This window comes from Stenotrophomonas indicatrix, assembly GCA_041545745.1.
In the GTDB taxonomy this organism is placed as follows: domain Bacteria; phylum Pseudomonadota; class Gammaproteobacteria; order Xanthomonadales; family Xanthomonadaceae; genus Stenotrophomonas; species Stenotrophomonas indicatrix_A.
Genome location: CP168152.1, coordinates 1,663,688 through 1,690,203 on the forward strand (window position 1 = coordinate 1,663,688; position 26,516 = coordinate 1,690,203).

A 26,516-nucleotide genomic window follows, 5' to 3' on the forward strand; every position below is an offset into this window, starting at 1 on the left:
GAGTCAAGGGCGGCAAGGTTAGCGCATCGGCGCCGGGTATCATGGGCACATGGCAAAACTCCTGCTCAATCTGCGCAATGTCGGCAACGACGAATATGCCGATGTCTGCACGCTGCTCGACCAGCATGGCATCGCCTGGTACCGCACCGAACCCAGTCCTTGGGGCATCTCCAATGGCGGCCTGTGGCTGCGCGAGGATGCCGACCAGCCGCGTGCCAAGGCGCTGATGGCCGACTACCAGGCGGCCCGCGGCGTGCGGGTCCGTGCCGAGCGCGAACAGGCCCTGCGCGACGGCACTGCCGAGACCTTTGGCAGCCTGGTGCGCCGCCGCCCTGTGTTCGTGGTGCTGGTGCTGCTGGGCATGGCGGTGGCGGCGGCACTGGTGCTGCTGCCGTTCATGCTGCTGCGGGGGTAGGGGGGTCGGCCGGGTTGCACCCGGCACCCGCAGAGGCAACGGCAACGTTAATAGCGGGTTTCCCGTGATTGGGCGGAGCGGTGCGGGCAGGCGGGGGACGGCAAAAGCTGCTCCTGCGTGCCTCGTAGAGCGCCATCCATGGCGCTCTGCGCCCCCGCCTGCCCACACCGCCCGCCCCGGACGCGTTCCGGGTGCTGTCGGTAGATGTCGACCTTGGTCGACACTGTGGTAGATCCACGCCATGCGTGGATGAACGGTGGAGGCTGATACGGGGGCGGTCAGGCGGTAAAATGGCGGGATGATCGCCAATACCGCTGCTTATCATTTCGCCGTCATCGACGCTCCGCAGGCCCTGTGTGACCTGCTGCAGACGCGTGCCGAGGCGTCCGGCCTGCAGGGCACGATCCTGGTGGCGGGCGAGGGGCTGAACCTGTTCCTGGCGGGTGCACCGTCCGCGATCGATGGCTTCTACGCGGAACTGCGTGCTGATGCGCGCTTCGCCGACATGCGGGTCAAGACCAGCTTCAGCGAGCACCAGCCGTTCGCGCGGCTGAAGGCCAAGGTCAAGGACGAGATCATCAGCTTCCGCCGTGACGATGGTCAACCGCTGGACTATCCGCGCGCGCCGGCGATCGATCCTGCCACCGTGCAGCGCTGGCTGCGGCAGGGGCACGATGATGCTGGCAAGCCAGTGGTGATGCTCGATACGCGCAACCTGCAGGAGATCGAGTACGGCACCTTCAAGGACGCGCTGGTACTGCCCATCCACAAGTTCACCGATCTGCCCGAGGCGCTGGCGCCCCATCGTGAAGCGCTGAAGGACAGCACCGTGGTCAGTTTCTGCACCGGTGGCATCCGCTGCGAGAAGGCGGCGCTGTGGATGCTCAACGACGGTATGGACAACGTGCTGCAGCTTGATGGCGGCATCCTCGGCTACTTTGAGGAAGTGGGCGGTGAGGGCTACGAAGGTCGTTGTTTCGTATTCGACGAACGGGTGGCGCTGGATGCCGAACTGAAGCCGTTGGTGGACGAGCCGTTGCCCGAGCCACGCCCCAGCGCGTTCTGACCCGAAATGCCGGTGTCCCGGTAGAGCCGGCCGCTGGCCGGCTGCCACGGCTCTCTGCCTGCCGGCCAGCGGCCGGCACTACCGGATCAAGCCCGGCGGGCCCTGGGCCCGCCCAACGGGAATCAGCGTCCCGCTACCGACACTGGCCGCCGGGGCAGGGCGACCCCATCAACAGGGGATCTTGTGACGGAAAACCGCCTGATGATCCCGTTGTCGATTCTCGACCTGGCCCCGGTCTGCGAGGGCAGCGATACCACTGCAGCCTTTGCCAACATGCTCGAGCTGGCCCAGCATGCCGATGCGCTGGGCTACCGCCGCTACTGGCTGGCCGAACACCACAACATGCCCGGCATCGCCAGTGCTGCCACTGCGGTGCTGATCGGTCATGTGGCCGGTGGCACGAAACGCATCCGCGTCGGTGCCGGTGGCATCATGCTGCCCAACCATGCGCCGCTGCAGGTGGCCGAGCAGTTCGGCACGTTGGCTTCGCTGTACCCGGATCGCATCGACCTGGGCCTGGGCCGTGCACCGGGTACCGACCAGCCGACCGCGCGCGCCCTGCGCCGCTATTTCGACAGTGCCGACCAGTTCCCGCAGGACGTGCGCGAACTGCTGCACTACTTCGAGCCGGTGCAGCCCGGCCAAGCGGTGCAGGCCGTGCCCGGTGGCGGCCTGCGGGTGCCGACCTGGATCCTCGGTTCCAGCCTGTTCGGCGCGCGCATGGCCGCCTCGATGGGCCTGCCGTACGCATTCGCCTCTCACTTTGCCCCTGACTCCATGGATGAAGCGCTGGCGGTGTATCGCCGCGAATTCCGCCCTTCGGCCACGCTCAAGCAACCGCACGCGATGCTGGCATTGAACGTGGTGACCAGTGACAGCGAGGCCGAATCGCGCCGGCTGTTCACCAGCCAGCAGCAGAGCTTCGTCAACCTGCGTCGCGGCCGTCCGGGCAAGATCCCGGCGCCGATCGACGACATCGAAGCGTTCTGGGAGCCGCACGAGAAGCTGGGCGTGGAGCGGGCGCTGGCGTGCACGGTGCTGGGTGATCCGCAGCAGGTGGCCGACGGCATCGCGGCTTTCATTGAACGCCATCAGCCGGACGAACTGATGCTTACTGCCAACCTGTACGACCACCGCGCACGCCTTCGCTCGTTCGAGCTGGCGATGCACGCCTGGCACGCCCGCCACGCGGGCTGAACAATTGCGTCACGGCAATTTGCGGCGCAGGCGCGTCTGATGGGGACTCACACCTCCGGAGTCCCCCATGGACCAGTCCCGTACCGAACACATTGCCCAGCTGGCCGAACTGATCAAGGACGTCGAGGTGGCGATGTTCACCACCCGCGGTGTCGACGGGCGCCTCTACAGCCGTCCGCTCGGCACCCAGCAGGTCGCCTTCGATGGCGACCTGTGGTTCGCCACCGCTGCCGACAGCCCGAAGGTGGCCGAGATCGCGCTCGACCCGCGGGTCAACGTGGCCTATGCCTCACCGTCAAAGAATACGTATGTCTCGGTGGCGGGTGTGGCGCGCATTGTCGATGACCGCGCCAAGGTCGAAGAGCTTTGGTCGCCGGCGATGAAGCTGTTCTTTCCCGGTGGTCCCGATGATCCGAAATTGCGGTTGATCCACGTACGTGCGGAGACCGCCGAATACTGGGACGGTCCGGGCACGCTGCTGGGCTCGGCCCTCAGTTTCGTGTTGTCGGCAGTGCAGGACGAGCCGGCCCAGCTGGGTGACAACGGTTTCATCGACCTGCGTTGAGGTGCCGCATCCACGCATGGCGTGGATCTACTGGGTTCAAGGTAGATCCGCGCCACGCGCCAATGCACGCGATCCGAAGTAGATCCACGCCATGCGTGGACGCAAGTGATTCGAAGTAGATCCACGCCATGCGTGGATGCAAGTGATCCGAAGTAGATCCACGCCATGCGTGGATGGGAAGCGCCCCGAAATTGCCTGCGCTCAGAACCAGCGCTGGAACAGTTCGACGGTGTAGCCCACCAGCTGCCCGGAACTGAAACCAAAGAATGCGATCGCCACCACGGCAGCAACCCAGTTGAACAACATCAACGCACCATCACGCTCGAGCAGAGCCAGTGCGAACAGCAGCAACTGGAAGCCGAACAGATAGTTGGTGAACGGAATCGGCAGCGACAGCAGCAGGCCCAGCAGCACCAGCAGCAGGCCGCTGAAGGCGTGGGCGGGGGGCGGCGTCAGCAGTTGTGGCATGCGCGGCTTGAGCATGCGGTCGAGGCGGCGCAGGGCGCCATCGATGCGGTCCAGGAACCGGTGCATGGTGCCGCGCTTGGGCCCGCGACGGGCAATGAAGCCGGGCAGCCAGGGCCGGCGCATGCAGAACAGCATCTGCAGGCCGATCAGGATCACCAGCGGACCGCTGACCGCGCCGCCCAGTCCCGGAATGGGAATGAAGGCCGGCAGGATGGCGACGAACAGGAATACACCGAAAGCGCTTTGCTGCAGATCCTGCAGGATCTGCCCCAGCTTCATGTGCTGGGCCGGATCACCGAAGGCGAACATCGCCAGCAGGGTGCGGATGCCCTCGTTGCGGTACTCCGGCGGCGCCGCGCCGGGGCCGGACTCAGGCGGTGAGCTCATCGGCCTGCTCGTCGGACAGGGTGCGAAGCAGCAGCTTGTCCACCCGCGCGCCGTCCAGATCGACCACTTCGAAGCGCCAGCCGGCCCAGTCGAAGTACTCGCCCGCGTGCGGGATGCGGCCGAAGAAATGGATGCACATGCCGGCCAGGGTGTAGTAGTCGCCATCCTCGGCGTCAGGCAGGTCGTTGCTGCCGATCAGCTCGCGCAGGTCCTCGATCGGCAGCGAGCCGTCCACCAGCAGCGAACCGTCTTCACGGGTCACCACCAGCGCGTCTTCGTCGGCATTCTCCGTCGCCTGCAGGCGGCCGACCACCGCGCCCATCAGGTCGCTGATGGTCACCAGGCCCTGGATCTCGCCGTACTCGTCCACCACCAGCGCCATCGACTGCTGTTCTTCGCGGAAGATCTCCAGCAGCTTCATCGCATGGGTGGATTCAGAGACGTACAGCGGCTCGCGCAGGGTCTGGAACAGCGCGTTGTCACCGCGCGCCATGCGCGTGGCCAGTGATTTCAGTTCAAGCACGCCGACCACGTCCATGTCGTTGTCGCGGTACACCGGGTACCGCGAGAACTCATGCTCGGCCATGATCTCCAGGTTCTTGTCCAGGCCACCCAGCGTGTCCAGCCAGGCGATCCGGTTGCGTGGGGTCATCAGGCTGTCGGCGGTACGGTCGCCCAGGCGCATCACGCGGTTCATCATGTCGCGTTCGTGGCTGTCGATCACGCCGGCTTCGTGGCTCTCGGCCACCAGCATGCGGATCTCCTCTTCGGTGACCGACGCGGCCTCGTCCTTGCCCAGGCCGAACAGGCGCAGCACCAACTGGGTGGTCTTGGACAGCAGCCAGACGAAGGGGAAGGCCAGCTTGGCCAGCCAGCTCATCGGCAGCGCCACCAGTCCGGCGATGTCCTCTGAACGGGTCAGGGCCAGGCGCTTGGGCACCAGTTCGCCGAAGATCAGCGTAATGAAGGTGATGAAGGTGACTGCCAGCGCCTTGCCAACCGCACCGGCGTAGGCAAAGCCCGGCATCAGCCCCTGGATCCAGCCACCGATGGCCTCGCCCAGTGCTTCGCCCCCAAGGAAGCCCGTCAGCACGCCGATCACGGTGATGCCGATCTGTACGGTGGACAGGAACGCTTCGGGCTTTTCCGACAGCTCCAGCGCCTTGGCCGCGCGCTTGGAGGTGCCGGCCAGCTGCTTCAGCCGGCTCTTGCGCGAGGTCATGACCGACATCTCGGACATGGCAAAGAAGCCGTTCAACAGAACGAGCGCGAAGACAATCAGGATCATTTCAAACACGGGCATCGTCCCCGGTTGGTGACAGGGAGGGCGGGTGCTTGCGATGGCGGCAGGCGCTCAGGAACAGGGTCCGGCGCGGCGCTGGGGGATAAGGGTCGTCGTCCATAAGGTGCGCCCGAAGGCGCGCTGGCATCTTAGCAAAGGGCCGTGGTCGGGTGGCAAATGCCTGTTCAGTTTTGGGTGATCCTGACCCCGAAAAGGACCAGGGATACCCGTGATGGTCATCTAGCCGTCATAATTCGCCCTGGTGCCGTCCTTCCCGCGACGGCTGACAGGTTTCTCAATGTTCTCTCTGCAGACCATTTTCGGTTCCGGCAAACAGTTCTACACCCTGCTTGATGAGGCTGCCGTCGCGGCTTCCGACGCCGCCAAGGCACTGCATTCGATGCTGCGCGAGGCCGATCGCCAGCCCGCCCTGGATGCCTTCAAGCTGGCCCGTCTGCGCGAGCGCGCGGCCTCGGACAAGATCAGCCAGGCGCTGGTGGACAGCTTCATGACCCCGATCGAGCGCGAAGACATCGAAGCGCTGGGTTCGGCCCTGTACAAGATTCCCAAGCAGATCGAGAAGTTCGCCGATCGCTATTCGCTGGCCACGACCCATCTTGAGCACATCGACTTCGCGCCGCGCGCGGCGATGCTCGAGCAGGCCGCTGGCGTGGTGGTGGAGATGGTCGCCGACCTGCGCCACATGAACCTGGACCGGATGACCGCGCTCAACGAGCGGCTGCGTTCGCTGGAAAACGAAGCCGACCGCCTGATGCTCGAGCTGTATCGCGACATCTACTCCGGTCGCCTGGACAACCTGCAGATGTTCCTGCTGAAAGAATTCTTCGAGATCCTGGAAAAGGCCATCGACCGCTGCCGCGAAGCCGGCGTGGTGGCCTACCAGATCGTGTTGAAGAACAGCTGACGGACGCCACAGCATGCTGACCCTCGTCCTGGTGGTGATCCTGGCCGCGCTCGTTTTCGAGTTCATCAACGGCTTCCACGACACCGCCAACTCCATCGCCACCGTGGTGGCGACCAAAGTACTGTCGCCCGGTTGGGCGGTGATGCTCGCCGCGTTCATGAACCTGCTGGGGGCGCTGACCGGCACTGCCGTGGCTCTGACCATTGCTTCGGGCCTGCTCAACACCAACGTGGTCGACGTGACCCCGCAGGTGATCCTGTGCGCGCTCCTCGGCGGCATCATCTGGAACCTGATCACGTGGTGGAAGGGCTTGCCGTCCTCGTCCTCGCACGCGCTGATCGGCGGCCTGTGTGGTGCCGGCCTGGCCGCGGCCCACAACAACTGGGATGCGTTGATCTGGTCGGAACGCTTCGGCAGCTGGGCGCAGAACAAGGGCCTGCTGTGGAAGGTGTTCGTGCCGATGATCACCTCGCCGATTGCCGGCTTCCTGCTCGGCATCGTGGTGATGGTGCTGCTGTGGGCACTGATCGCCGGCCTGGCCAGGATCGGCGGCGCGATCGGCCGACTGGCACGCCCGCGCATCGTCAATGCGTTCTTCGGCAAGGCACAGATCGCCTCGGCAGCCTACATGGGCTTCGCCCACGGCCACAACGATGCGCAGAAGACCATGGGCATCATCGCGATGACCCTGATCGGTGCCGAAGCGACTGGCGCGTTGAACGACCTGCCGTCGTGGCTGGCCTTCATGCATCCGGACGCGCACGCCGGTGATGGCATCGCCATGTGGATCGTGCTGACCTGCGCCGTGGTGATGGCCGCCGGTACCGCCTCGGGCGGCTGGAAGATCATCAAGACCCTGGGCCACAAAATGGTCAAGCTGCATCCGATCCACGGTTTCGCCGCGGAAACCAGCTCGGCCACCGTGCTGACCGTGGCTGCCCACTTCGGCATGCCGGTGTCGACCACCCACAGCATCTCGACCGCGATCATGGGCGTCGGCTTCGCCAAGAACCCGCGTTCGCTGCGCCTGGGCGTGATCGAGCGCATTGTCTGGGCCTGGATCCTGACCATTCCGGCGGCAGGCGGCTGCGCCTACCTGATCCTGAAGTTGTTCGAGCTGCTCGGCTGGGCCTGAAGCACGAGGCAATGGGGTCAGAGCTCTTTCCCTACGGGAAAAGGATCTGACCCCGGCAAAACAAAAAGCCCGCCGGACTCCGGCGGGCTTTTTTCATGGGCAGGTCATTTTCCCGTATCCAACGTGTCGACCAAGGTCGACACCTACCAACATCAGACGGTCGCCCCCACCATCAGCAGCATGAACCTGTCGAAGGCGGGGTGGGATGGGCTTGTAGGACCGTTGGCGCCATGGATGGCGCCATCGAGCCCCCATGGTGAAGTGACCCCCAAAAGCTGGACAGTTGGGCGGTCAGGCGGCCAGCTTGGCCTGTTCCCGGTACTTTACCGGGCTCATGCCCTTCAACTTCAGCTTGATGCGGTCTTCGTTGTAGTACCTGATGTACTCAACCAGGCCCGCTTCCAGGCTTTCGATACTGTCAAAGCTGTTCAGGTAGAAAAATTCCGACTTCAGTGTCCCGAAGAAACTCTCCATGGCCGCGTTGTCCAGGCAGTTGCCACGTCGGGACATGCTTTGTTTCAGGCCGCGCCTCTCGAGCTTGTGCCGGTAGTTCTCGTGCTGGTAGTGCCATCCCTGGTCAGAGTGGATCATCGGTCGATCTTCGGGTGAGAGCTTTTTGATCGCCTGATCCAGCATCTGACCCACCAGATCGAACACCGGCCGACGCTTCATCTGGTAGGCCACGATTTCGCCGTTGTAGAGGTCCATGATCGGCGAAAGATAGAGCTTCATGCCCTGCACTTTGAACTCGGTTACATCGGTCACCCACTTCTGGTTGGGAATTTCGGCTTCAAACTGACGGTCCAGTTCGTTGGGAACCACGACATTGGCTGTGCCCTTGAACGCGCGGTAGCGCTTGATGCGTACGCGCGACTGCAGGCCCAGCTCGGCCATCAGGCGCTGCACCCGCTTGTGGTTGATCGCCTCGCCCCGATTGGCCAGTTCCAGTGTTATGCGGCGGTAGCCATAGCGCCCTTGGCTTTCGTCGTAAATCGCGCGGATGCGCTCACGCAGTTCCACCTCGCCCTCATCAGGATGGGCCAAGGCATGAACCTGGTAATAGAACGTGCTGCGCGACAACTCGGCCGCCTCGAGCAAAAGCGGCAGGGAGTGGGCCTGCCTCAATCCTTGGACGGCTTGCGCTTTGTGCGCTGTGCCGCCTGCTCTTCCTGGATCAAGGCATCGAGCTTTTTTAAGTAGGCCGTCTCCGCACGCAGGTAGGCTACTTCCTTAAGGAGCTCATCGCGGCTCATGTCCTCGGCTGGCTTGGACGAGCGGGTCTTCTTCATCGGCTTTGGGGGCGGTAATGGTGGCGGCGCCAACGCTTGGGCGCCACCGTCAGCATACAGCCGTTGCCATTGCCCCACCGCGCCGGCATCTCCGATCTGGAAATAGGTCGTGGCCTCGCGCCCAGACATCCCTTCTTGACGCATCTTTTCAAGGACATCCAGCTTGAACTGGAGATCGTAGGACCGGACTTTGCGGTGAAACCCACGCCAACCATGCAGCCGGTAGGTCGCTGCCCAACGCCGGACCGTCGAAAACTCCAGACCGTGGCGACGGGCCACCGCCTTGACGGATGTGGAGGTCTTGCAGGCCTCCTTGGCGACCTGAAGTTTGAAGCGCGCGTCATACCTATTCATGAAATCCTCGGAGTTGGACGGGGTGTCCAACTTCCGGGGGTCACTTCAGGGAAGGGTTTACGGCGTGTCCTGCAAGCCCATCCCATCCCGCCATCCCACGGAAAGCCAGCTTTTGCCGATGCCGTTGCCGTTGATTCTGCGGGTGCCGGGCCGCAGGCCCGGCCCACACACCCCTCAATTGCGCTGGAACAACGCCTGCACATCCCTGCGGAACGCCGCCTGGCTGTCCGCCCGGCTATAGAACATGTGCCCACCCGGATAGCTGCGCACCTGCACACGGTCCGGGTTGCTGCCCATCGCCGGCATCTGGTCCACCGTCAGGACCGAGCCCATGAACGGGCACGACAGGTCATTCCAGCCGTGCACGATCAGCACCTGCAGGTGCGGATCGATCGCAACGGCCTGGCGCAGCTGGGTCACTGCACCTTCGCGCAGGTCACCATTGCGATCCCACAGACGGTTCACGTCGTAGTTCAGCGCCTGATAGCGCGCATCCACCTTCCAGCCGACCTCGCGGGTGACAAAGTCGACCATCGCGGTGGTGGTCGGCGCGATGATGCTGTCCAGCAGCGGATCGTTGGCGCGCTGCTCCGGATCGTTCGGGAACGGATCGAACGCAGTGACGTTGGAATCGTAGCGGCTGCCCAGCGTGCCCTTGTCGCGGAACACCTCGCGCAGGTAGGCCTGTGTCTCCAGGCGGCCACCGGCGCGGCGCACGAACTGCGGGTCCAGGCCGGTCAACTCAGCCACCCGGCGCAGCATCACCTCTGTCGCCTGTGGATCGCTGCGGCCCTTCATCAGTGCGGTTGCGTAGTCGCCGCGGGTGTACTCGACCACCTCGCGCATCGCCGCGTCGGTCAGTTTGCCCTGGCGCTCCAGGTGCGCGGCAGCGATCGAGGGCAGGGTCTGCATCCATGCCATCGGCGAAACATCAGCGTTGTCTTCCAGCGTCGGGCTCAGGTAAGGCGACACCAGCACCAGGCCGTTCATCGCCACGCCCAGACGGGTCTGCAGGAAGTGGGTGATGCGCGGGCCGCGATAGCCGCCATAGCTCTCGCCGGTCAGGTACTTGCGCGCGCCCATGCGCTGGTTGCGCAGCAGCCAGTCGTAGATCGAGCGCGACAGGTACTCGATGTCGGCGCTGGGGTTGTACAGCTGCTTCTTCGCTTCGTCATCGCCGATGCGTGCGCGGCTGAAGCCGGTGCCGACCGGGTCGATGAACACCAGGTCGGTGAAGTCCAGCCAGGTGCCGGGGTTGTCATGCAGCTTCGCCGGTGCCGATGCGCTGTCGCCTTCCGAACCGAAGGTCACCACCTTCGGACCGATGGCGCCCAGGTTGAGGTACACCGAAGACGCGCCGGGGCCACCATTGAGCGCGAAGGTCACCGGTCGGTCCTTGCCCGGCATGGTGTAGGCGGTGAACACCACATCGGCGATCACCTTGCCCTTCGCATCGCGTACCGGCAGGGTGCCGACGGTGGCGGTGTAGTCGAGGGTGCGGCCAGCCAGGCGCATGCTCTGGCGAGCCGACGCATCGGCGGGCAGGGGAGCGGCTTCGGTCTTTTCCTCTTTCGTTTCGGAGGCGCTGTCAGCAGCAGGAGCGGCCAGCGCACAGACAGGGGCAATCAGCAGGCCGACGCAGAGCGCGGCAGAGTGCAGCAGGAACTTCATGGCACCGGAACGGCAGCGGAAGGGACCCCGATGCTAGGACGGGGTGCCGCGTACCGTATGTGTCCAAAGGCATGGGCCAGCGTTGCGACCTGATCCGGTCAAGCGAAGCTGGGTGGCCGCACAGTGTCGTCGACCAGCAGCCCGTACACGGCCGAGTCCGCCAGTTCGCCGCGGATACGCCAGCGCTGCCGCAGCAGGCCTTCGCGGTGGAAACCGAGACGTTCGAGCACGTGTGCCGAGGCGTGGTTGCGTGGATCGATCTCGGCCTCCACCCGATGCAGTTGCAGGGTGTTGAACAGATAGGCCAGCACCTGCTGCAGCGCTTCATGCATGTAGCCGTGGCCCTGCCTGGCAGGTGCCAGCAGATAGCCGATTTCGGCACGCGCCGCGTCGCGATCCAGGGCAAATACCACGCAGATGCCCAGCAGCGGGCCGTCCACGGATTCGCGCAGGGCCAGCTTCAATTGCGTGCCGGTCGCCTGTGCGGCGAGGTCGTCGTCGATCTGCGCGCGTGCTTCGGCCGGGCGCGTCCACGCCGGGTGGTTCCACCAGTGCATCACGTCCGGGTCGGACTGCAGGGCGAACAGGGCCGCAGCGTCATCGCGACGAATGGGGCTCAGCACCAGGCGCGCGCTGTGCAGCGGCAGTCCGGGAAACAGCAGCGAGTTGGCGGGCAATGGGGTCGTCCACGCGGATGAGCGCGCATTATGGACCCGCAGGGTTTGCCGATGGGGGCGGATCCATCGGTCCGGGTGGTGCCGGCCGCTGGCCGGCAACCTGGACAGGCCCGGTAGTGCCGGCCGCTGGCCGGCAACCCAGGCATCTCGGTGGTTCACGGAAAGCTGCCGGCCAGCGGCCGGCACTACCACCGGTCCGGAATCAGACTTCCAGCGAAGCCAGATCGCCCTTGCTCTCCAGCCAGCCCTTGCGATCCGACGCGCGCTTCTTGGCCAGCAGCATGTCCATCAGGGAATGGGTCTGCTCGCCATCGTCGATGGTCAACTGCACCAGACGACGGGTGTCCGGATGGATGGTGGATTCACGCAGCTGCGGTGGATTCATCTCGCCCAGGCCCTTGAAGCGGGTCACATTGATGGCGCCCTTGATCTTCTCGCGTTCGATCTTGTCCAGCATCGAGCGCTTCTCTTCCTCGTCCAGGGCGTAGAACACCTGCTTGCCCACGTCGATGCGGAACAGCGGCGGCATCGCCACGAACACGTGGCCGGCATCGACCAGCGCCGGGAAGTGCTTCAGGAACAGTGCGGTCAGCAGCGTTGCGATATGCAGGCCGTCGGAGTCGGCGTCGGCCAGGATGATCACCTTGCCATAGCGCAGGCCGGTGATGTCATCCTTGCCCGGGTCGCAGCCGATGGCTACCGCCAGGTTGTGTACTTCCTCCGAGGCCAGCACGCTGTTGGAGGAGACCTCCCAGGTGTTGAGGATCTTGCCGCGCAGCGGCAGGATCGCCTGGAAATCCTTGTCGCGCGCCTGCTTGGCGCTGCCGCCTGCGGAGTCGCCCTCGACCAGGAACAGCTCGGTGCGCGACAGGTCCTGGCTGATGCAGTCGGCCAGCTTGCCGGGCAGGGCAGGGCCCTGGGTGACCTTCTTGCGGACGACCAGCTTCTCGGTCTTCAGGCGCGCGCTGGCGCGTTCGATGGCGATCTGCGCGATCTTCTCGCCCAGCTCCACGTTCTGGTTCAGCAGCAGGCTGAACGCATCGTGCGCGGCGCCTTCGACGAAACCGGCGGCCTGGCGCGAAGACAGGCGTTCCTTGGTCTGGCCGCTGAACTGCGGGTCGGTCATCTTCAGCGACAGCACGAACGACACGCGGTCCCACACGTCTTCCGGGGCCAGCTTGACGCCGCGCGGCAACAGGTTGCGGAAGTCGCAGAATTCGCGCAGCGCCTCCGTCAGGCCGGTGCGCAGGCCGTTGGCGTGGGTGCCGTGCTGTGCGGTGGGAATCAGGTTGACGTAGCTTTCCTGCACCAGCTCGCCTTCCGGCAGCCAGGCCACGGCCCAGTCCACGATCTCGGTGTCTTTCTTCAGGTTGCCGACGAACAGGTCGGCCGGCAGCGACTCGCGATCGCCCAGTTCCAGCTTCAGGTAATCGCGCAGGCCGTCTTCGTAGTACCAGGTGTCGACGTCGCCGGTGGCCTCGTCGGTCAGTTTGACGGTCAGGCCCGGGCACAGCACGGCCTTGGCGCGCAGCAGGTGCTTGAGCGCACGCACGGCGAACTTGGGCGTATCGAAGTACTTCGGGTCCGGCCAGAAGCGCAGGCGGGTACCGGTATTCTTCTTGCCGACAGTGCCGACCACTTCCAGCGGCGAGGCGCGGTCGCCGTTGCGGAAGGTGATGCGGTGTTCGGCACCTTCACGCTTGATGTGGATTTCCACCAGGGTCGACAGCGCATTGACCACGCTGACGCCGACGCCATGCAGGCCGCCGGAGAAGGTGTAGTTGTTGTTGTTGAACTTGCCGCCGGCATGCAGGCGGGTGAGGATCAGCTCGACGCCCGGGATCTTCTCTTCCGGATGGATGTCCACCGGCATGCCGCGGCCGTCATCGCTGACCTCCACGCTGCCGTCCTTGAACAGGGTGATCTCGATCGAGCGGGCGTGGCCGGCGAGGGCTTCGTCCACCGAGTTGTCGATCACTTCCTGCGCCAGGTGGTTCGGGCGCGCGGTGTCGGTATACATGCCGGGGCGGCGCTTGACCGGGTCAAGGCCGGACAGGACTTCAATATCGGCGGCGTTATAGCGGGCGTTCATCTGTCTTCGAAAGCGTGGAGCGACGGGCAAGTGTGCGGTCTGGACCGGGAATTTGCACGCCTGCGGTTCAGCCTCGTTGGCGGGGAGGGGGTAAAATGGCAGCCGCTGGAACCGAACACCGGCGCCCCCCACATCCGAGCCATACCGCGAGGAGGACTCCATGAAGAAGTTGCTGACCATTGCGATCCTGGCTGCCGCCGCTGTTGCAGTGCCGATGGTGCTGGCGCAGAACGCCGGCCAGCCTGCTCCGCAGCAGGGTGACCAGGCCGACAAGGCGCAGTCCGAAGCCGACGCCAAGGCCAAGCGCCGTGCGCAGGCCAATGCCGAGATGAAGGCCAAGGGCCAGCCGGTGCCGCAGCAGGAAGAAGAGGAAGAGGCGCGGAAGAAGCGTTAAGCGCATGCGCGCTACCGCTTCCCCACGGTTTGCGGAGCAAACCGCGGGCCCCGCCTTACCACGTATCCGATCCCCTGCGCCTGTCGGCGCGCCCCCTTACCAAGGGGGCTTCCGGACATAAGACGCCCCGACGCCGGGGCGTTTTTGTTTGGGTTGGTCGCACAAGCCCCTTGGGTTGGCGGCCATCTATCTGTAAACTATGGCTTTCCGGGAGTAAGTGCGTGTCCACCATTTGCGAATGGGCTGGCACGGCCAAGCGTGGCCTCCAGCAAAGCGGGTCGCAGGTGACGGTCGAAGTGACCGGCACGGCCGCCCCGACCTCGCAGGGTGGTTTCCCGTTGGCGCCTGGCGCCGGCCGGGCCCGCATCTCCCTCGCTGCTCCAGCGATCCGGAAAACCCCCTTTCTGCTCCACGCCCGCCCCCCGGGCAGGCGTGGCGCTGCCGTTTTCCATTTCCAGACAGGATGCTTGCAGCCATGACTCCCTTGATTTTCGTAACCGGCGGCGTGGTGTCCTCGCTCGGCAAAGGTATTGCCGCCGCGTCACTGGCCGCCATTCTCGAAGCGCGCGGCCTGAAGGTCACGATGATGAAGCTCGATCCGTACATCAACGTCGACCCGGGCACCATGAGCCCGTTCCAGCACGGTGAGGTCTATGTCACCGACGACGGCGCCGAAACCGATCTCGACCTGGGCCACTACGAGCGCTTCGTGCGCACCCGCCTGAGCCGCAAGAACTCGGTCACCACCGGTCGCATCTACGAAGAAGTGATCCGCAAGGAGCGCCGCGGCGACTACCTGGGTGCGACCGTGCAGGTCATTCCGCACATCACCGATGAGATCCGTCGCTGCATGGACGAAGCCACCGAGGGCTTCGACGTGGCCCTGGTGGAGATCGGCGGCACCGTCGGTGACATCGAGTCGCTGCCGTTCCTGGAGGCGATCCGCCAGGTGCGCACCGAGCGTGGCCCGGAAAAGGCGCTGTTCATGCACCTCACCCTGGTGCCGTACATCGCCGCGGCGGGTGAACTGAAGACCAAGCCGACCCAGCACTCCGTGAAGGAACTGCGCTCGATCGGCATCCAGCCGGACGTGCTGCTGTGCCGCTCGGAACAGCCGGTGCCGGATTCGGAGCGTCGCAAGATCGCCCAGTTCACCAACGTCTCCGAGCGCGCGGTGATCAGCGTGCCCGACGTCGATGTGCTGTACCGCATTCCGATGGGCCTGCACGCACAGGGCCTGGACGAGATCGTCATCAACCAGCTGAAGCTGGCCGACAAGGCAGGCCCGGCCGACCTGTCGATGTGGGAAGACGCCGTCGATGCCACCCTGCATCCGCTGGATGCGGTGACCATCGCGGTGGTCGGCAAGTACATCGACCACCAGGACGCCTACAAGTCGGTCGGCGAGGCGCTCAAGCACGGCGGCCTGCGCCAGCGCACCAAGGTCACCCTGAAGTGGCTGGAGGCGCAGGACCTGGAAGGCAGCGACATGTCCGCGCTGGCCGATGTCGACGGCATCTTGGTGCCGGGTGGTTTCGGCGACCGTGGCTTCGAAGGCAAGGTCCTGACCTCTCAGTACGCCCGTGAGCAGAAGGTGCCGTACTTTGGCATCTGCTACGGCATGCAGGCTGCCGTGGTCGACTACGCGCGCCACGTGGTGGGCCTGGAAGACGCCAACAGCACCGAGAACGATCGCCAGTCGCCGAACCCGGTGATCGGCCTGATCACCGAGTGGCGCACCGCCACCGGCGACGTGGAAAAGCGTGACGACAAGAGCGACCTGGGCGGCACCATGCGCCTTGGCCTGCAGGAGCAGCGCCTGAAGCCGGGCACGCTGGCCCGCGAGCTGTACGGCAAGGACGTGGTCGCCGAGCGCCACCGCCACCGTTACGAGTTCAACAACCGCTACCGCACCCAGCTGGAAGACGCAGGCCTGGTGATCGCCGGCAAGTCGATGGATGACACCCTGGTGGAAGTGGTTGAACTGCCGCGCGACCAGCATCCGTGGTTCCTGGCCTGCCAGGCGCACCCGGAATTCCTGTCCACCCCGCGTGATGGCCACCCGCTGTTCATCGGCTTCATCCGTGCCGCGCGCGAGCGCAAGGCCGGTGGCAAGCTGCTGCAGGAAGTGCGCGCCTGACTTGTCATGGGGGCCGCCGGCCCCCATCTTGCTTGCTTCAACCCCAGCGCACCGGCACGGCCGGTGTAGCGGACAACAAGGAAACGCCATGAAACTGTGTGGATTCGAGGTCGGGCTGGACCAGCCCCTGTTCCTGATCGCCGGCCCCTGCGTGATCGAGTCGATGCAGCTGCAGCTGGATACCGCCGGCAAGCTGAAGGAAGTGACCGACAAGCTCGGTGTGAACTTCATCTTCAAGTCCAGCTTCGACAAGGCCAACCGCACCTCCGGCACGGCCTTCCGTGGCCCGGGCATGGAAGAGGGTCTGAAGGTGCTGGCCGAGGTCAAGAAGCAGATCGGCGTGCCGGTGCTGACCGACGTTCACGAGTACACCCCGATGGATGAAGTGGCCTCGGTGGTGGACGTGCTGCAGACCCCGGCGTTCCTGGTCCGCCAGACCGACTTCATCCGCAAGGTGTGCTCGGCCGGCAAGCCGGTCAACATCAAGAAGGGCCAGTTCCTGGCGCCGTGGGACATGAAACCTGTCGTCGAGAAGGCCAAGGCCACCGGCAACGAGCAGATCATGGTCTGCGAGCGTGGCGCCAGCTTCGGCTACAACAACCTGGTCAGCGACATGCGTTCGCTGGCGGTGATGCGCGATACCGGCTGCCCGGTGGTGTTTGACGCCACCCATTCGGTGCAGTTGCCGGGCGGGCAGGGCACCAGTTCCGGTGGCCAGCGCGAGCATGTACCGGTACTGGCGCGTGCGGCGGTTGCCGTCGGCATCTCCGGCCTGTTCGCCGAAACCCATCCGGACCCGTCCAAGGCGCTGTCCGACGGCCCCAACGCGTGGCCGCTGGACCAGATGGAAGCCCTGCTCGAGACCCTGATGGAGCTTGACGCGGTGACCAAGAAGCACGGCTTCTCGCGCTTCGCGTGAGTCAGCACTCGCAGGCGGCGCTGGAGATCCAGCGTCGTCGCCGGCACTGGCGGCAGTGGCCGTGGGGCCCGATCGCACTCGGTCTGGCCTTGCTCTCGGTATCGGGCGTATTCGCCATCGGCATGTTGTTCGGTGCCGGCATGCGTCCGTCCAGTGCGGGCGGCCCGGTAGTGAACCTGCTGCCCTTCGTCATCGCGCTGGCGGTGGCCGAAGTGCTGACCATTTCCGCAGGGCTTTTCGCCGCGGTGCTCGGCTGGCGCCTGAACCGGGGCAGGGTCACCGCTGCGCTGGCGATGGTCCTGCTGTCGCTGTGGGCGGGCATCCTGCTGCACGATCTGCTTTGATGAATACGACACCTGAACCTTCGCGCAGCTGGCCTTGGGGTCTGATCGCCCTGTTGCTGTCCGTGCTCGCCTGGGGCGCGTTGCTGCTGGGCGTGCTTGCCTTCGCCGCCAGCTTCCGTCCGCCGGGGGATGGCAGCAGCGGCGTACAGGCCATGCAGTACTGGATGCTGGGCGCGCTGGTCACGCTGGCGCTGTCTTTCGTGGGCAGCCTGGTGGCGATGGTGATGGCCTGGCGACGACGGCGCGGGCCAGTGTGCGCGGCCATTGCCGGTGCGCTGCTGGTGCTGCTGGTGTCGCTGGTGATGATCGTGATCGGGTCCAGCTGGGGCTGATGCCGCTCAGGCCATTTGGCAAGTGAGGGGTAGCCGGGGATAATCACGCGGCATTCGTTTTTGTCGCCCCCTCTCCATACAGGTAACCGGCCCGACCATGAGTACGATCCGCAGCATCCATGCCCGTGAAATCCTCGACAGCCGTGGCAACCCCACGCTGGAAGCCGAAGTCACCCTGGAGGACGGTTCGTTCGGTCGCGCCGCGGTTCCCTCCGGCGCATCGACCGGCACCAAGGAAGCGGTGGAGCTGCGTGACGGCGACAAGACCCGTTACCTCGGCAAGGGCGTGCGCAAGGCCGTCGACAACGTCAACGGCGCCATCGCCAACGCACTGAAGGGCTTGGAGGCCACCGACCAGGCCGCCCTGGACCGTCGCCTGATCGATCTGGATGGCACCGAGAACAAGGGCCGCTTGGGCGCCAACGCATTGCTGGGTGTTTCCATGGCCGCCGCGCACGCCGCCGCTGCCTCCAGCAAGCAGGCACTGTGGCAATACCTGGCCGGCAAGACCGGCGCGACCCCGTCGCTGCCGGTGCCGATGATGAACATCATCAACGGCGGCGCGCACGCCGACAACAACGTCGATTTCCAGGAGTTCATGGTGCTGCCGGTGGGCTTCACCTCGTTCTCCGAAGCGCTGCGTGCCGGCACCGAAATCTTCCATTCGCTGAAGTCGGTGCTGAAGGGTCACGGCCTGAGCACGGCGGTGGGCGACGAAGGCGGCTTCGCACCGGACTTCCGCAGCAATGTCGAAGCGCTCGACACCATCCTCGAAGCCATCGGCAAGGCCGGCTACACCGCCGGTGAAGACGTGCTGCTGGGCCTGGACGTGGCCTCCAGCGAATTCTTCGAGAACGGCAAGTACAACCTGGTCGGCGAGAACAAGCGCCTGACCTCCGAGCAGTTCGTCGACTTCCTCGCCGACTGGGCCGCGCAGTACCCGATCATCACCATCGAAGACGGCCTGGCCGAGAACGACTGGGCGGGCTGGAAGCTGCTGACCGATCGCATCGGCAAGAAGGTGCAGCTGGTCGGCGACGACCTGTTCGTCACCAATCCGAAGATCTTCCAGGAAGGCATCGATTCGGGCACCGCCAACGCGATCCTGATCAAGGTCAACCAGATCGGTACCCTCAGCGAAACCCTCGAAGCGATCGCCCTGGCCGACCGTGCCGGTTACGCCGCCGTGGTCTCGCACCGTTCGGGTGAAACCGAAGACACCACCATTGCCGATATCTCGGTGGCCACCACCGCCACCCAGATCAAGACCGGTTCGCTGTGCCGCAGCGATCGCGTGGCCAAGTACAACCAGCTGCTGCGCATCGAGGAAGCTCTCGGCGCCGGCGCGCGTTACGCGGGTCGTGACGCGTTCGTGTCGCTGAAGCGCTGAGCCGATGCGCGACTGGCGCTGGCTGCTGTTGTTGCTGGCCCTGCTGCTGGCATGGCTGCAGTACCGTTTCTGGTTCGGCCCGGGCAATTCGGGTGAAGTGATGATGCTCGAAGCCCAGGTCGCCAACCAGGAGCGGGACAATGACGGTCTGCAGCAGCGCAACGATGCGCTTGCTGCCGAAGTGAAGGACCTCAAGGAAGGCCAGTCCGCCATCGAAGAACGCGCGCGCAGCGAGCTGGGCATGATCAAGCCCGGCGAGAAGTTCTATCGCGTCGTGGAAGATGCACCGACGCGCCCGGCGCAGCCTGCGCCGGTCACGGCCCAGGCCGGCGACCATCCGGCGGACGTGCCATGAGCGCGGCGATCTGGGTGGTTGTTCCGGCCGCAGGGCGCGGCACGCGTTTTGGTGCGCCGTTGCCCAAGCAGTACCTGCAGGCGGGCGGGCAGACCCTGCTCGCCCATACCCTGGACACGCTGCTGGCACACCCGGCCGTGGCCGGGGCGATGGTAGTGATCGGTGCGGACGATGCCGATTGGCCTGGCTGGACCGAATGGGCCGGCAAACCGGTGCTGACCTGCACCGGTGGCGCCACCCGCGCCGCCTCGGTGCTGGCGGGGCTGCAGGCCCTGCCGGACAGTGTGCGTGCCGATGAATTCGTGCTGGTGCACGACGCGGCGCGTCCGAACCTGTCGCAGGCCGATCTTGGCCGCCTGCTGGAAGTGGGGCGCACCGATCCGGTCGGCGCCATTCTGGCCGCGCCGGTGCGAGACACCCTCAAGCGCGCCGGTGATGATGGCGGTATCGATGGCACCGAGCCGCGTGAGCGCCTGTGGCGTGCACTGACGCCGCAGCTGTTCCGCCGTCACCAACTGATCCGCGCCTTGTCCGAAGCGGCCGCCGCCGGTATCGATGTCACCGACGACGCCATGGCCATGGAGCGCCAGGGCCAGCGCCCTCTGCTGGTGGAAGGCAGCGAGGACAACTTCAAGGTCACCACCCCGGCCGATCTCGATCGTTTCGAATTCGTACTCTCCCGCCGCGCCGGCTGACCGCCCGCGCGGCCCTGCTGCAAGGGCTGCATCCATGAGCACCTCCCCGTTCCCGCCCGTCCGTATCGGTCAGGGCTACGACGTCCATGCCTTCGGTGAAGGCGACCACATCATGCTCGGCGGCGTTGCGGTACCGCACAGTTGCGGCGTGCTCGCCCACAGCGATGGCGACGTCATCCTGCACGCGTTGTGCGACGCCATGCTCGGCGCGATTGCGCTGGGCGACATCGGTCAGCACTTCCCGCCCAGCGATGACCGCTGGAAAGGTGCGGACAGCAGCGAGTTCGTGCGCCACTGCGACAGCCTGCTGCGCGAGCGCGGCTGGCGTGTCGGCAACACCGACATCACCGTAATCTGCGAGCGGCCCAAGGTCGGCCCGCATGCCCTGGCCATGCGTGAGCGCATCGGTGAGCTGCTGCAGCTGCCGTTGGATGCGGTCAGCGTCAAGGCCACCACGTCCGAGAAGCTGGGTTTCACCGGGAGGGGCGAAGGCATCGCCGCGCAGGCCGTCGTTCTGCTGGTGGCCGCATGATCCCGCTGCCGCTCGCGTTCGGTGCGCCGTTGCTGCAGGCGCGCATCCGCACCACCCCGGAAGACTTCCAGGTCGATGAACTGCCGGCCTTCGAGGCGACGGGTGAAGGCGAGCACCTGCTGCTGCATATCCGCAAGCGTGGCGCCAATACGGTGCACGTGGCCAAAGTGCTGGCCAAGTGGGCGGGCCTGCCGGAAATGGCGGTCAGCTATGCCGGCATGAAGGATCGCAACGCGGTCACCACCCAGCGTTTCAGCGTACATCTGCCCAAGCGCGTCGCGCCCGATCTGGCCGAGCTGGCCAGTGACGAGATCGAGGTGATCGACTCCACCTGGCACAACCGCAAGCTGCAGCGCGGTGCGCTGGCGGGCAACCGCTTCAGGCTGGTGCTGCGTGATGTGCGGGGTGACGCTGCGGCAATCGACGAGCGCCTGCAGCAGATCGCCATGCGCGGCCTGCCGAACTGGTTCGGGGAGCAGCGCTTCGGTCGCGATGGCGGCAATGTGCCGGCTGCGCTGGCGATGTTCGGTGGTCGCCGCATGCGCAAGGACCAGCGTTCGCTGCTGTTGTCGGCGGCCCGTTCGGCGCTGTTCAACCGGGTGCTGGCCGCGCGCGTGGAGCACGGCAGCTGGGACCAGCCGCTGCAGGGTGAAGTGTGGATGCTGGACGGCAGTCGTAGCGTGTTCGGTCCCGAGCCGTACAGCGAGGTGCTGGCCGAGCGCCTGGCGCGCTTCGACATCCACCCCAGCGGCCCGCTGTGGGGCGAGGGTGAGCTGCGCAGCAGTGACGCCGCCCGCGAGCTGGAACTGGCGGCGCTGGATGATGATGAATCCAAGGCGTTGCGTGTCGGCCTGGAAGAGGCGCGGCTGAAGCAGGAGCGACGCGCGCTGCGGCTGCGTCCGGCGTTGCTGCAGCATCAGTGGCTGGCCGATGACGTGCTGGAGCTGTCCTTCGCACTGCCGCCGGGCTGCTACGCCACGGCTGTCCTGCACGAGCTTGGGCCGGTAGAAGACGCGTCGCAGGCCTGAAAGAAAAGGGGGCGGAGGCGAAGAGCATCCACGCATGGCGTGGATCTACTTTCCTCCGCTCGCCGCAGTAGATCCACGCCATGCGTGGATGGGCCGTCAGTAGATCCACGCCATGCGTGGATGGGCCGTCAGTAGATCCACGCCATGCGTGGATGGGCCGTCAGTAGATCCACGCCATGCGTGGATGAATCCAACCGCCAGAACGTCAGCGCCGCGCCAGCAGCACCAGCAATGCGCCGGTGCCGCCTTGCCCGGTTGGGGCGGAATGGAACGCCAACACGTCGTTGCGCAGGCGCAACAGCCGGTCCACCAGGTTCTTCAACACCGGCGCACTGCCATCGGACTGCAGGCCCTTGCCATGGATTATGCGCACGCAGCCGTACTCGTGGGCGTGCGCCTCCAGCAGGAACTGGCGCAGCATCATCTCGGCCTGCGCGGCAGTGGCACCATGCAGGTCCAGTTCGTCCTGTACCGAGTACTGCCCGCGCTTCAGGCGCTGGAACAGGCGTGGTGGCAGGTTGTCGCGCCGGTAGCTGGCAACGTCGCCCGCTTCGAGGGGAGCGTTGTCGCGCAGCAGCCGGGCGAACTCACCGGCGGCTTCGGCGTCGTCGCGCTCGGCCATGCGCGCGCGTGGCTTCGGGCGCGGCGCGGCAGGCGCGGGCTCCACTTCCTTGCGCAGCGGCGTCACTTCGCCGATGGCGGCACGGAACAATGCAGCCGGATCTTCGTCTTCAGGGTGCGACATCCGCACAGGTTAAACCGCCCGCGCGGGTCTGCCTATGCCCGTTGGATGTCGGCCGTGACCGCAGACAGGGTAGGACCCAGCGCCCGCTTGCGGCACAATAGTCGGCGCACTTGCGGAGTTGCCGCCTCCTTGGAGGAGACTGGCCGACTTCGCCCACGCAGCAAGGTGACGGGATCGAATTCTTGGAAAATCAAGCGGTTAAATCGAAGATGCGTATCCTGGTCAGCAATGATGACGGTGTCGACGCGGCAGGCATCCGGATGCTTGCATCCGTGCTGCGCGAGGCCGGGCACGAAGTCACGGTGGTCGCACCCGACCGCGATCGCTCCGGCGCCAGCAATTCGCTGACCCTGGATCTGCCGATCCGGCTCAAGCGCATCGACCACTACACCGTGTCGGTGGCAGGCACGCCCACCGACTGCGTGCACCTTGCGCTGACCGGGCTGCTGGAATTCGAGCCTGACATCGTCGTGTCCGGTATCAACAATGCCGCCAATCTCGGCGACGACGTGATCTATTCCGGCACCGTCTCGGCGGCGATGGAAGGTCGTTTTCTTGGCCTGCCCGCTGTTGCGGTGTCGCTGGTGACCCGCAACCACGACCCGAAGCATTTCGAGACGGCGGCGCGTGCCGCGGTGGAGATCGTTGCCCGCCTCAAGGCCGATCCGCTGCCGGCCGACACCATCCTCAACGTCAATGTGCCAGACCTGCCGTGGAGCGAGGTCAAGGGCTTTGAAGTCACCCGCCTGGGCAATCGCCATCGCGCCGAAGGCTGCATTGCGCAGAAAGACCCGCGCGGCAACGAGGTGTACTGGATCGGCCCGGCTGGCCGCGAGCAGGATTCCGGCCCCGGCACCGATTTCCATGCAGTGCGCACCGGCCACATTTCGATCACCCCGATCCAGGTCGACCTGACCCGCTACCAGGCGCTGGAAAAGGTCGCCAGCTGGGTCGGCGGCCTCACCGCCGCGCTGGACCAGCCGGCATGAGCCCACGCCTGCGCCTGCAGCCGGAAGCGGTCGGTATCGGCATGACATCGCAGCGTGTGCGCGACCGCCTGGTCGACCGCCTGCGCGAAGCAGGCATCGTCGACGAGTCGACGCTGAACGCGATCCGGGTGGTGCCGCGTCATCTGTTCATCGATGAGGCCCTGGCGTCGCGCGCGTATGAGGACACCGCGCTGCCAATCGGCCACGGCCAGACCATTTCCCAACCGTGGGTGGTCGCGCGGATGACCGAGGCCGTGCTGCAGGTGGCGCCGAAGAAGGTGCTCGAAGTGGGCACCGGCTCGGGCTACCAGGCGGCGGTGCTCGGTGCGCTGGGGCTGGAGGTCTACACCGTCGAGCGCATCGGCGATCTGCTGCGGCAGGCGCGCAAGCGTTTCCGCGCGCTGGGCATGAACATCCGCACCAAGCACGACGACGGCCGCGTGGGCTGGGCCGAGCATGGCCCGTTCGACGCCATCGTGGTTACCGCCGCCGCACCGGCGCTGGTCGATGCCCTGGTCGAACAGTTGGCCGAAGGTGGCCGCTTGGTCGCCCCGGTCGGTGGCGCGGGCGCACAGTCGCTGGTGCAGCTCGACCGCAAGGACGACGGCAGCATCGAACAACGCGTGCTGGCGCCGGTCACCTTCGTGCCGCTGCTGTCTGGCATGCTCGATTGAATCCACGGAGCAGGGTTGCATGAAGATTTTCGGGCCGCTGTACGAGCGGGCGATGAAGTGGGCCGCGCACGAGCGCGCGCCGACCTATCTGATGGTGCTGAGCTTTTTCGAAGCCATCATCTTCCCGGTGATGCCGGAAGTGATGCTGGCGCCGATGTGCGTGGCCCAGCCCAAGCGCGGCTGGTGGTTCGCCACCCTCAGCCTGGCCGGCTCGATGATCGGCGCGGTGATCGGTTACGCGCTGGGTCACTATGCATTCGAGGCGGTCAAGCCGATGTTCGAGGCGCTGGGCATGCTGCCGGCGATCGAGCAGGGCATCGCTACCGTGCAGGCCAAGATGGTGGAGTCGCCCTGGGCGGTGTTCACCTTCCTGGTGCTCGGCGGCTTCATGCCGATTCCGATGAAGGTCTTCACGTGGGCATCGGGTATCGTCGGCGTGCCGATGCCGCAGTACCTGTTGAGCATGTTGATCGGTCGTGGCAAGCGCGTGTTCGTGCTGGCCGCGGTCATCCGTATCGGTGGTGCGCGCGCCGAAGCAGCGCTGCGCCGATGGATTGAACCGCTGGGCTGGATCGCCACCGCGTTGGTGGTGGTGCTGATCGCCTGGCTTGTATGGAGGTCGAAGTTCGCATGAGTGCAGATCGTCTGAGCAAGGGAGTGCGCATCGGCGCACTGGCGTTGCTGGTATCCACCCTGGCCGCCTGTGGCACCGCCACCGTGGTCCGGCCCAGTGGCAGTGGCGGCAGTGGCGTCAGCACGCCGAAGACGTCGGTGCCCAAGCCGGGGCAGACGGTGGTCGTGCGCAAGGGCGACACCATCTATGCGCTGGCCCGCATCCACGACATCACCCCGGCCGACCTGATCGCCTGGAACAACCTGGACAACCCGTCGACCATTTACCCGGGGCAGGTGATCCGCCTGTATCCGGCCGGTTCCGCTGGCGGCCGTGCACCGACCACCGTGGTGACCGCGCCGCGCCCGGCCGGCAGCACGTCTGGCGGCAGCACCGCGCCGACGCCGGGTCCGGCCGGTCCGGTCAAGAGCAACATCGCCTGGCGCTGGCCGGCCGATGGCGCCGTCGTGGGCCGTTACGTGGCCGGTGATGCGACCAAGCAGGGCGTGGACATCGCCGGCACCAGCGGCGCGCCGGTGAGGGCTACGGCCAATGGCGTGGTGGTGTATTCCGGTGCTGGCCTGGTGGGCTATGGCGAGCTGATCATCATCAAGCACAGCGACCAGTGGTTGTCGGCCTACGGCCACAACCGCAAGCGCCTGGTCAATGAAGGGCAGAGCGTGAAGGCTGGCGAGCAGATCGCCGAGATGGGCCGTACCGGCGCCAACCGGGACATGCTGCACTTCGAGATCCGCTACAACGGCAAGCCGGTCGACCCGCAGCAGTATCTGCCGGCGAAGTAATCGGCCGCTCTTTTTCCGGGCGGATCCCCGGCCCGGCGCAGCGCGCCGGGCGTTCGCCGAGGGCGCGTCCCATGGGCCGCAAGCGCCCTCGGCTCACCCGCTACAACGGCAAGCCGGTCGACCCGCAGCAGTATCTGCCGGCGAAGTAATCGGACATTCGCCTTCCGGCCGGATCCCCGGCCCGGCGCAGCGCGCCGGGCGTGATTCACCTGTAGCGCCGAGCCATGCTCGGCTGCTCTTTGCTGCGACACGGCACCGCCGGAGCATGGGCTCGGGCGCTACGCGCAACGTGTGATCCAGAGGGGCGGGAGCGCCGGGCCATGCCCGGCGGCTTCAGGCCTCAGCCTTCCAGGATGAAGGCGGCCGCCACCTTGCGGCCTTCGCCGGCAAGGATGTTGAAGGTGCGCGCGGCAGCAGGATTGTTCATCACTTCCAGGCCGATACCGCGCGACAGGCAGGCGGCCATGACAACCGCCGGCGGAAACGCTTGACGCTCGCCGGTGCCGAGCAGTATCAACGCCGGCTTCAGTGCCAGGATCGGCTCCAGGTCCGCCACCTGCAGTGCCGCGACGTCGGTCACCGGCCACAGCTCGACCAGCTGGTCCGGAGTCAGGAAGAAGCTGTTGCCCAGAACGCGATCATTCACCCGTGCCGAGCGACCGTCAGCGGCGCGCAGGCTGTAGGCGTAGTCGGGCAGTTCGTGGTTCAGCTGCATGGCAGGGACCGATCAGCCGCGCGGCAGCACGATCTGACGGTGTTCCTTGCTTGGGCGATACAGCACGGCCACATGGCCGATACGCTGCACCAGCGCACTGTCGGTGGCCTGCACGATCTCGCCGATCATCACGTCGCGGGCGTCACGGTCTTCGGCGGCAACTTTCACCTTGACCAGTTCGTGGCGTTCCAGCACTTCGTTCAGCTCGGTCAGGAAGGCCGGACTGACGCCCTTGCCGCCGATCTGCAGCAGGGCCTTCAGGTCATGGGCTTGGCCGCGCAGGAAACGGGTCTGGGAAGGGGTCAAGGCAGTGGGCATGCAGAAA

General features: G+C 65.7%; 29 protein-coding genes. 20 read left to right on the forward strand and 9 right to left on the reverse strand.

Features of this window, described 5'->3' with window-relative positions; translation table 11 throughout:
- The first annotated feature begins 49 nt into the window (after positions 1-49).
- From ACEF39_RS07725 to ACEF39_RS07740, 4 genes are all read left to right on the forward strand, one after another.
- The gene (locus ACEF39_RS07725) at positions 50-415 is read left to right on the forward strand and encodes a DUF6164 family protein (protein ID WP_500287528.1); all 366 of its coding nucleotides are present in this window, start codon (positions 50-52) and stop codon (positions 413-415) included.
- A gap of 298 nt (positions 416-713) precedes the next feature.
- On the forward strand, positions 714-1,481 hold the full coding sequence (locus ACEF39_RS07730) for a sulfurtransferase (RefSeq protein WP_500287529.1): 768 nt from the start codon (positions 714-716) through the stop codon (positions 1,479-1,481).
- Between the two features lie 201 nt (positions 1,482-1,682).
- Positions 1,683-2,678, forward strand: coding sequence for an LLM class flavin-dependent oxidoreductase (locus ACEF39_RS07735; RefSeq protein WP_500287530.1), 996 nt, complete (start codon positions 1,683-1,685; stop codon positions 2,676-2,678).
- Positions 2,679-2,745: 67 nt separating this feature from the next.
- Positions 2,746-3,243: a pyridoxamine 5'-phosphate oxidase family protein gene (locus tag ACEF39_RS07740; RefSeq protein WP_500287531.1), complete on the forward strand. Its 498-nt coding sequence runs from the start codon at positions 2,746-2,748 to the stop codon at positions 3,241-3,243.
- Between the two features lie 201 nt (positions 3,244-3,444).
- Here ACEF39_RS07740 and ACEF39_RS07745 read toward each other — a convergent pair whose 3' ends face one another.
- Both ACEF39_RS07745 and ACEF39_RS07750 read right to left on the reverse strand, forming a co-directional pair.
- Positions 3,445-4,098, reverse strand: a complete 654-nt coding sequence (locus tag ACEF39_RS07745) for an exopolysaccharide biosynthesis protein (RefSeq protein ID WP_500287532.1) — start codon at positions 4,096-4,098, stop codon at positions 3,445-3,447.
- Positions 4,082-5,386 (reverse strand): hemolysin family protein, encoded by a 1,305-nt coding sequence (locus ACEF39_RS07750; protein ID WP_500287533.1) that lies wholly within the window; start codon positions 5,384-5,386, stop codon positions 4,082-4,084. Before ACEF39_RS07750 ends, ACEF39_RS07745 begins: the two co-directional genes overlap by 17 nt.
- Before the next feature lie 292 nt (positions 5,387-5,678).
- Here ACEF39_RS07750 and ACEF39_RS07755 point away from each other — a divergent pair, with 292 nt between their 5' ends.
- Together ACEF39_RS07755 and ACEF39_RS07760 are read left to right on the forward strand one after the other, a co-directional pair.
- Positions 5,679-6,305 carry a DUF47 domain-containing protein gene (locus ACEF39_RS07755; protein WP_176021108.1) on the forward strand — a complete coding sequence of 209 codons (627 nt, stop codon included), beginning with the start codon at positions 5,679-5,681 and terminating at the stop codon, positions 6,303-6,305.
- A 13-nt stretch (positions 6,306-6,318) separates the two neighbouring features.
- A complete protein-coding gene (locus tag ACEF39_RS07760) occupies positions 6,319-7,440 on the forward strand; it encodes an inorganic phosphate transporter (RefSeq protein ID WP_500287534.1) in 1,122 nt (373 codons plus the stop codon).
- 291 nt (positions 7,441-7,731) lie between these two features.
- On the opposite strand, the gene ACEF39_RS07765 is transcribed toward ACEF39_RS07760, so the two are convergent.
- The 4 genes from ACEF39_RS07765 to parE form a co-directional block, all read right to left on the reverse strand.
- Positions 7,732-9,083, reverse strand: a protein-coding gene (locus ACEF39_RS07765) for an IS3 family transposase (RefSeq protein WP_500285688.1) whose coding sequence is annotated in 2 segments (ribosomal slippage) — positions 7,732-8,627 and positions 8,627-9,083 — 1,353 coding nt in all. Because the reading frame shifts where the segments join, the coding sequence is not laid out codon by codon here.
- Between the two features lie 174 nt (positions 9,084-9,257).
- Positions 9,258-10,754 carry a S10 family peptidase gene (locus tag ACEF39_RS07770; RefSeq protein ID WP_500287535.1) on the reverse strand — a complete coding sequence of 499 codons (1,497 nt, stop codon included), beginning with the start codon at positions 10,752-10,754 and terminating at the stop codon, positions 9,258-9,260.
- A 98-nt stretch (positions 10,755-10,852) separates the two neighbouring features.
- On the reverse strand, positions 10,853-11,431 hold the full coding sequence (locus tag ACEF39_RS07775; RefSeq protein WP_500287536.1) for a GNAT family N-acetyltransferase: 579 nt from the start codon (positions 11,429-11,431) through the stop codon (positions 10,853-10,855).
- Positions 11,432-11,633: 202 nt separating this feature from the next.
- Positions 11,634-13,523 carry a DNA topoisomerase IV subunit B gene (gene parE, locus ACEF39_RS07780; RefSeq protein ID WP_500287537.1) on the reverse strand — a complete coding sequence of 630 codons (1,890 nt, stop codon included), beginning with the start codon at positions 13,521-13,523 and terminating at the stop codon, positions 11,634-11,636.
- A gap of 160 nt (positions 13,524-13,683) precedes the next feature.
- On the opposite strand from parE, the gene ACEF39_RS07785 reads away from it, so the two are divergent.
- The 10 genes from ACEF39_RS07785 to truD all read left to right on the forward strand — a co-directional run bounded on the left by ACEF39_RS07785 (position 13,684) and on the right by truD (position 21,652).
- The gene (locus tag ACEF39_RS07785; protein WP_500287538.1) at positions 13,684-13,917 is read left to right on the forward strand and encodes a hypothetical protein; all 234 of its coding nucleotides are present in this window, start codon (positions 13,684-13,686) and stop codon (positions 13,915-13,917) included.
- A 475-nt stretch (positions 13,918-14,392) separates the two neighbouring features.
- The gene (gene pyrG, locus ACEF39_RS07790; protein ID WP_100464696.1) at positions 14,393-16,057 is read left to right on the forward strand and encodes a CTP synthase; all 1,665 of its coding nucleotides are present in this window, start codon (positions 14,393-14,395) and stop codon (positions 16,055-16,057) included.
- A gap of 88 nt (positions 16,058-16,145) precedes the next feature.
- Positions 16,146-16,976, forward strand: coding sequence for a 3-deoxy-8-phosphooctulonate synthase (kdsA, locus tag ACEF39_RS07795; protein WP_014036736.1), 831 nt, complete (start codon positions 16,146-16,148; stop codon positions 16,974-16,976).
- A complete protein-coding gene (locus ACEF39_RS07800; RefSeq protein ID WP_500287539.1) occupies positions 16,973-17,320 on the forward strand; it encodes a hypothetical protein in 348 nt (115 codons plus the stop codon). The genes kdsA and ACEF39_RS07800 overlap by 4 nt, the downstream gene beginning before the upstream one ends.
- Positions 17,320-17,652 carry a hypothetical protein gene (locus tag ACEF39_RS07805; RefSeq protein WP_500287540.1) on the forward strand — a complete coding sequence of 111 codons (333 nt, stop codon included), beginning with the start codon at positions 17,320-17,322 and terminating at the stop codon, positions 17,650-17,652. The genes ACEF39_RS07800 and ACEF39_RS07805 overlap by 1 nt, the downstream gene beginning before the upstream one ends.
- A 97-nt stretch (positions 17,653-17,749) precedes the next feature.
- Entirely contained in the window at positions 17,750-19,042 is a 1,293-nt protein-coding gene (eno, locus tag ACEF39_RS07810) for a phosphopyruvate hydratase (RefSeq protein WP_500287541.1), read from the forward strand.
- A gap of 4 nt (positions 19,043-19,046) precedes the next feature.
- Positions 19,047-19,397, forward strand: coding sequence for a cell division protein FtsB (ftsB, locus tag ACEF39_RS07815; RefSeq protein WP_089240237.1), 351 nt, complete (start codon positions 19,047-19,049; stop codon positions 19,395-19,397).
- Complete coding sequence (gene ispD / locus ACEF39_RS07820) at positions 19,394-20,092, forward strand: 2-C-methyl-D-erythritol 4-phosphate cytidylyltransferase (protein ID WP_100552136.1); 699 nt, start codon at positions 19,394-19,396, stop codon at positions 20,090-20,092. The genes ftsB and ispD overlap by 4 nt, the downstream gene beginning before the upstream one ends.
- A gap of 34 nt (positions 20,093-20,126) precedes the next feature.
- Positions 20,127-20,624, forward strand: a complete 498-nt coding sequence (gene ispF, locus ACEF39_RS07825; RefSeq protein WP_089240241.1) for a 2-C-methyl-D-erythritol 2,4-cyclodiphosphate synthase — start codon at positions 20,127-20,129, stop codon at positions 20,622-20,624.
- Positions 20,621-21,652, forward strand: a complete 1,032-nt coding sequence (gene truD / locus ACEF39_RS07830) for a tRNA pseudouridine(13) synthase TruD (protein WP_500287542.1) — start codon at positions 20,621-20,623, stop codon at positions 21,650-21,652. Before ispF ends, truD begins: the two co-directional genes overlap by 4 nt.
- A gap of 205 nt (positions 21,653-21,857) precedes the next feature.
- On the opposite strand, the gene ACEF39_RS07835 is transcribed toward truD, so the two are convergent.
- The gene (locus tag ACEF39_RS07835) at positions 21,858-22,397 is read right to left on the reverse strand and encodes a Smr/MutS family protein (RefSeq protein ID WP_500287543.1); all 540 of its coding nucleotides are present in this window, start codon (positions 22,395-22,397) and stop codon (positions 21,858-21,860) included.
- A 209-nt stretch (positions 22,398-22,606) separates the two neighbouring features.
- On the opposite strand from ACEF39_RS07835, the gene surE reads away from it, so the two are divergent.
- From surE to ACEF39_RS07855, 4 genes are read left to right on the forward strand one after another with little or no spacing between them, the layout of a single operon-like run.
- Positions 22,607-23,386 carry a 5'/3'-nucleotidase SurE gene (gene surE / locus ACEF39_RS07840; RefSeq protein WP_089240247.1) on the forward strand — a complete coding sequence of 260 codons (780 nt, stop codon included), beginning with the start codon at positions 22,607-22,609 and terminating at the stop codon, positions 23,384-23,386.
- Complete coding sequence (locus tag ACEF39_RS07845) at positions 23,383-24,060, forward strand: protein-L-isoaspartate(D-aspartate) O-methyltransferase (RefSeq protein ID WP_089240249.1); 678 nt, start codon at positions 23,383-23,385, stop codon at positions 24,058-24,060. The genes surE and ACEF39_RS07845 overlap by 4 nt, the downstream gene beginning before the upstream one ends.
- A gap of 19 nt (positions 24,061-24,079) precedes the next feature.
- Complete coding sequence (locus ACEF39_RS07850) at positions 24,080-24,694, forward strand: YqaA family protein (protein WP_500287544.1); 615 nt, start codon at positions 24,080-24,082, stop codon at positions 24,692-24,694.
- Positions 24,691-25,476, forward strand: coding sequence for a peptidoglycan DD-metalloendopeptidase family protein (locus tag ACEF39_RS07855; RefSeq protein ID WP_500287545.1), 786 nt, complete (start codon positions 24,691-24,693; stop codon positions 25,474-25,476). The genes ACEF39_RS07850 and ACEF39_RS07855 overlap by 4 nt, the downstream gene beginning before the upstream one ends.
- Positions 25,477-25,816: 340 nt before the next feature.
- Here the strand turns inward: ACEF39_RS07855 and ACEF39_RS07860 are convergent, their stop codons facing one another.
- Entirely contained in the window at positions 25,817-26,191 is a 375-nt protein-coding gene (locus tag ACEF39_RS07860) for an Mth938-like domain-containing protein (protein WP_500287546.1), read from the reverse strand.
- Positions 26,192-26,203: 12 nt separating this feature from the next.
- The gene (gene yhbY / locus ACEF39_RS07865) at positions 26,204-26,509 is read right to left on the reverse strand and encodes a ribosome assembly RNA-binding protein YhbY (protein WP_108266546.1); all 306 of its coding nucleotides are present in this window, start codon (positions 26,507-26,509) and stop codon (positions 26,204-26,206) included.
- Positions 26,510-26,516: the final 7 nt, after the last annotated feature.

Excerpts from the sequence above, each read along its gene's own strand:
- ACEF39_RS07725 (WP_500287528.1), top strand. The coding sequence starts at position 50 with ATGGCAAAACTCCTGCTCAATCTGCGCAATGTCGGCAACGACGAATAT.
- ACEF39_RS07730 (WP_500287529.1), top strand. The coding sequence starts at position 714 with ATGATCGCCAATACCGCTGCTTATCATTTCGCCGTCATCGACGCTCCG.
- ACEF39_RS07735 (WP_500287530.1), top strand. The coding sequence starts at position 1,683 with ATGATCCCGTTGTCGATTCTCGACCTGGCCCCGGTCTGCGAGGGCAGC.
- ACEF39_RS07740 (WP_500287531.1), top strand. The coding sequence starts at position 2,746 with ATGGACCAGTCCCGTACCGAACACATTGCCCAGCTGGCCGAACTGATC.
- ACEF39_RS07745 (WP_500287532.1), bottom strand. The coding sequence starts at position 4,098 with ATGAGCTCACCGCCTGAGTCCGGCCCCGGCGCGGCGCCGCCGGAGTAC.
- ACEF39_RS07750 (WP_500287533.1), bottom strand. The coding sequence starts at position 5,386 with ATGATCCTGATTGTCTTCGCGCTCGTTCTGTTGAACGGCTTCTTTGCC.
- ACEF39_RS07755 (WP_176021108.1), top strand. The coding sequence starts at position 5,679 with ATGTTCTCTCTGCAGACCATTTTCGGTTCCGGCAAACAGTTCTACACC.
- ACEF39_RS07760 (WP_500287534.1), top strand. The coding sequence starts at position 6,319 with ATGCTGACCCTCGTCCTGGTGGTGATCCTGGCCGCGCTCGTTTTCGAG.
- ACEF39_RS07770 (WP_500287535.1), bottom strand. The coding sequence starts at position 10,754 with ATGAAGTTCCTGCTGCACTCTGCCGCGCTCTGCGTCGGCCTGCTGATT.
- parE (WP_500287537.1), bottom strand. The coding sequence starts at position 13,523 with ATGAACGCCCGCTATAACGCCGCCGATATTGAAGTCCTGTCCGGCCTT.
- ACEF39_RS07785 (WP_500287538.1), top strand. The coding sequence starts at position 13,684 with ATGAAGAAGTTGCTGACCATTGCGATCCTGGCTGCCGCCGCTGTTGCA.
- pyrG (WP_100464696.1), top strand. The coding sequence starts at position 14,393 with ATGACTCCCTTGATTTTCGTAACCGGCGGCGTGGTGTCCTCGCTCGGC.
- kdsA (WP_014036736.1), top strand. The coding sequence starts at position 16,146 with ATGAAACTGTGTGGATTCGAGGTCGGGCTGGACCAGCCCCTGTTCCTG.
- ACEF39_RS07805 (WP_500287540.1), top strand. The coding sequence starts at position 17,320 with ATGAATACGACACCTGAACCTTCGCGCAGCTGGCCTTGGGGTCTGATC.
- eno (WP_500287541.1), top strand. The coding sequence starts at position 17,750 with ATGAGTACGATCCGCAGCATCCATGCCCGTGAAATCCTCGACAGCCGT.
- ftsB (WP_089240237.1), top strand. The coding sequence starts at position 19,047 with ATGCGCGACTGGCGCTGGCTGCTGTTGTTGCTGGCCCTGCTGCTGGCA.
- ispD (WP_100552136.1), top strand. The coding sequence starts at position 19,394 with ATGAGCGCGGCGATCTGGGTGGTTGTTCCGGCCGCAGGGCGCGGCACG.
- ispF (WP_089240241.1), top strand. The coding sequence starts at position 20,127 with ATGAGCACCTCCCCGTTCCCGCCCGTCCGTATCGGTCAGGGCTACGAC.
- truD (WP_500287542.1), top strand. The coding sequence starts at position 20,621 with ATGATCCCGCTGCCGCTCGCGTTCGGTGCGCCGTTGCTGCAGGCGCGC.
- ACEF39_RS07835 (WP_500287543.1), bottom strand. The coding sequence starts at position 22,397 with ATGTCGCACCCTGAAGACGAAGATCCGGCTGCATTGTTCCGTGCCGCC.
- surE (WP_089240247.1), top strand. The coding sequence starts at position 22,607 with ATGCGTATCCTGGTCAGCAATGATGACGGTGTCGACGCGGCAGGCATC.
- ACEF39_RS07845 (WP_089240249.1), top strand. The coding sequence starts at position 23,383 with ATGAGCCCACGCCTGCGCCTGCAGCCGGAAGCGGTCGGTATCGGCATG.
- ACEF39_RS07850 (WP_500287544.1), top strand. The coding sequence starts at position 24,080 with ATGAAGATTTTCGGGCCGCTGTACGAGCGGGCGATGAAGTGGGCCGCG.
- ACEF39_RS07855 (WP_500287545.1), top strand. The coding sequence starts at position 24,691 with ATGAGTGCAGATCGTCTGAGCAAGGGAGTGCGCATCGGCGCACTGGCG.
- ACEF39_RS07860 (WP_500287546.1), bottom strand. The coding sequence starts at position 26,191 with ATGCAGCTGAACCACGAACTGCCCGACTACGCCTACAGCCTGCGCGCC.
- yhbY (WP_108266546.1), bottom strand. The coding sequence starts at position 26,509 with ATGCCCACTGCCTTGACCCCTTCCCAGACCCGTTTCCTGCGCGGCCAA.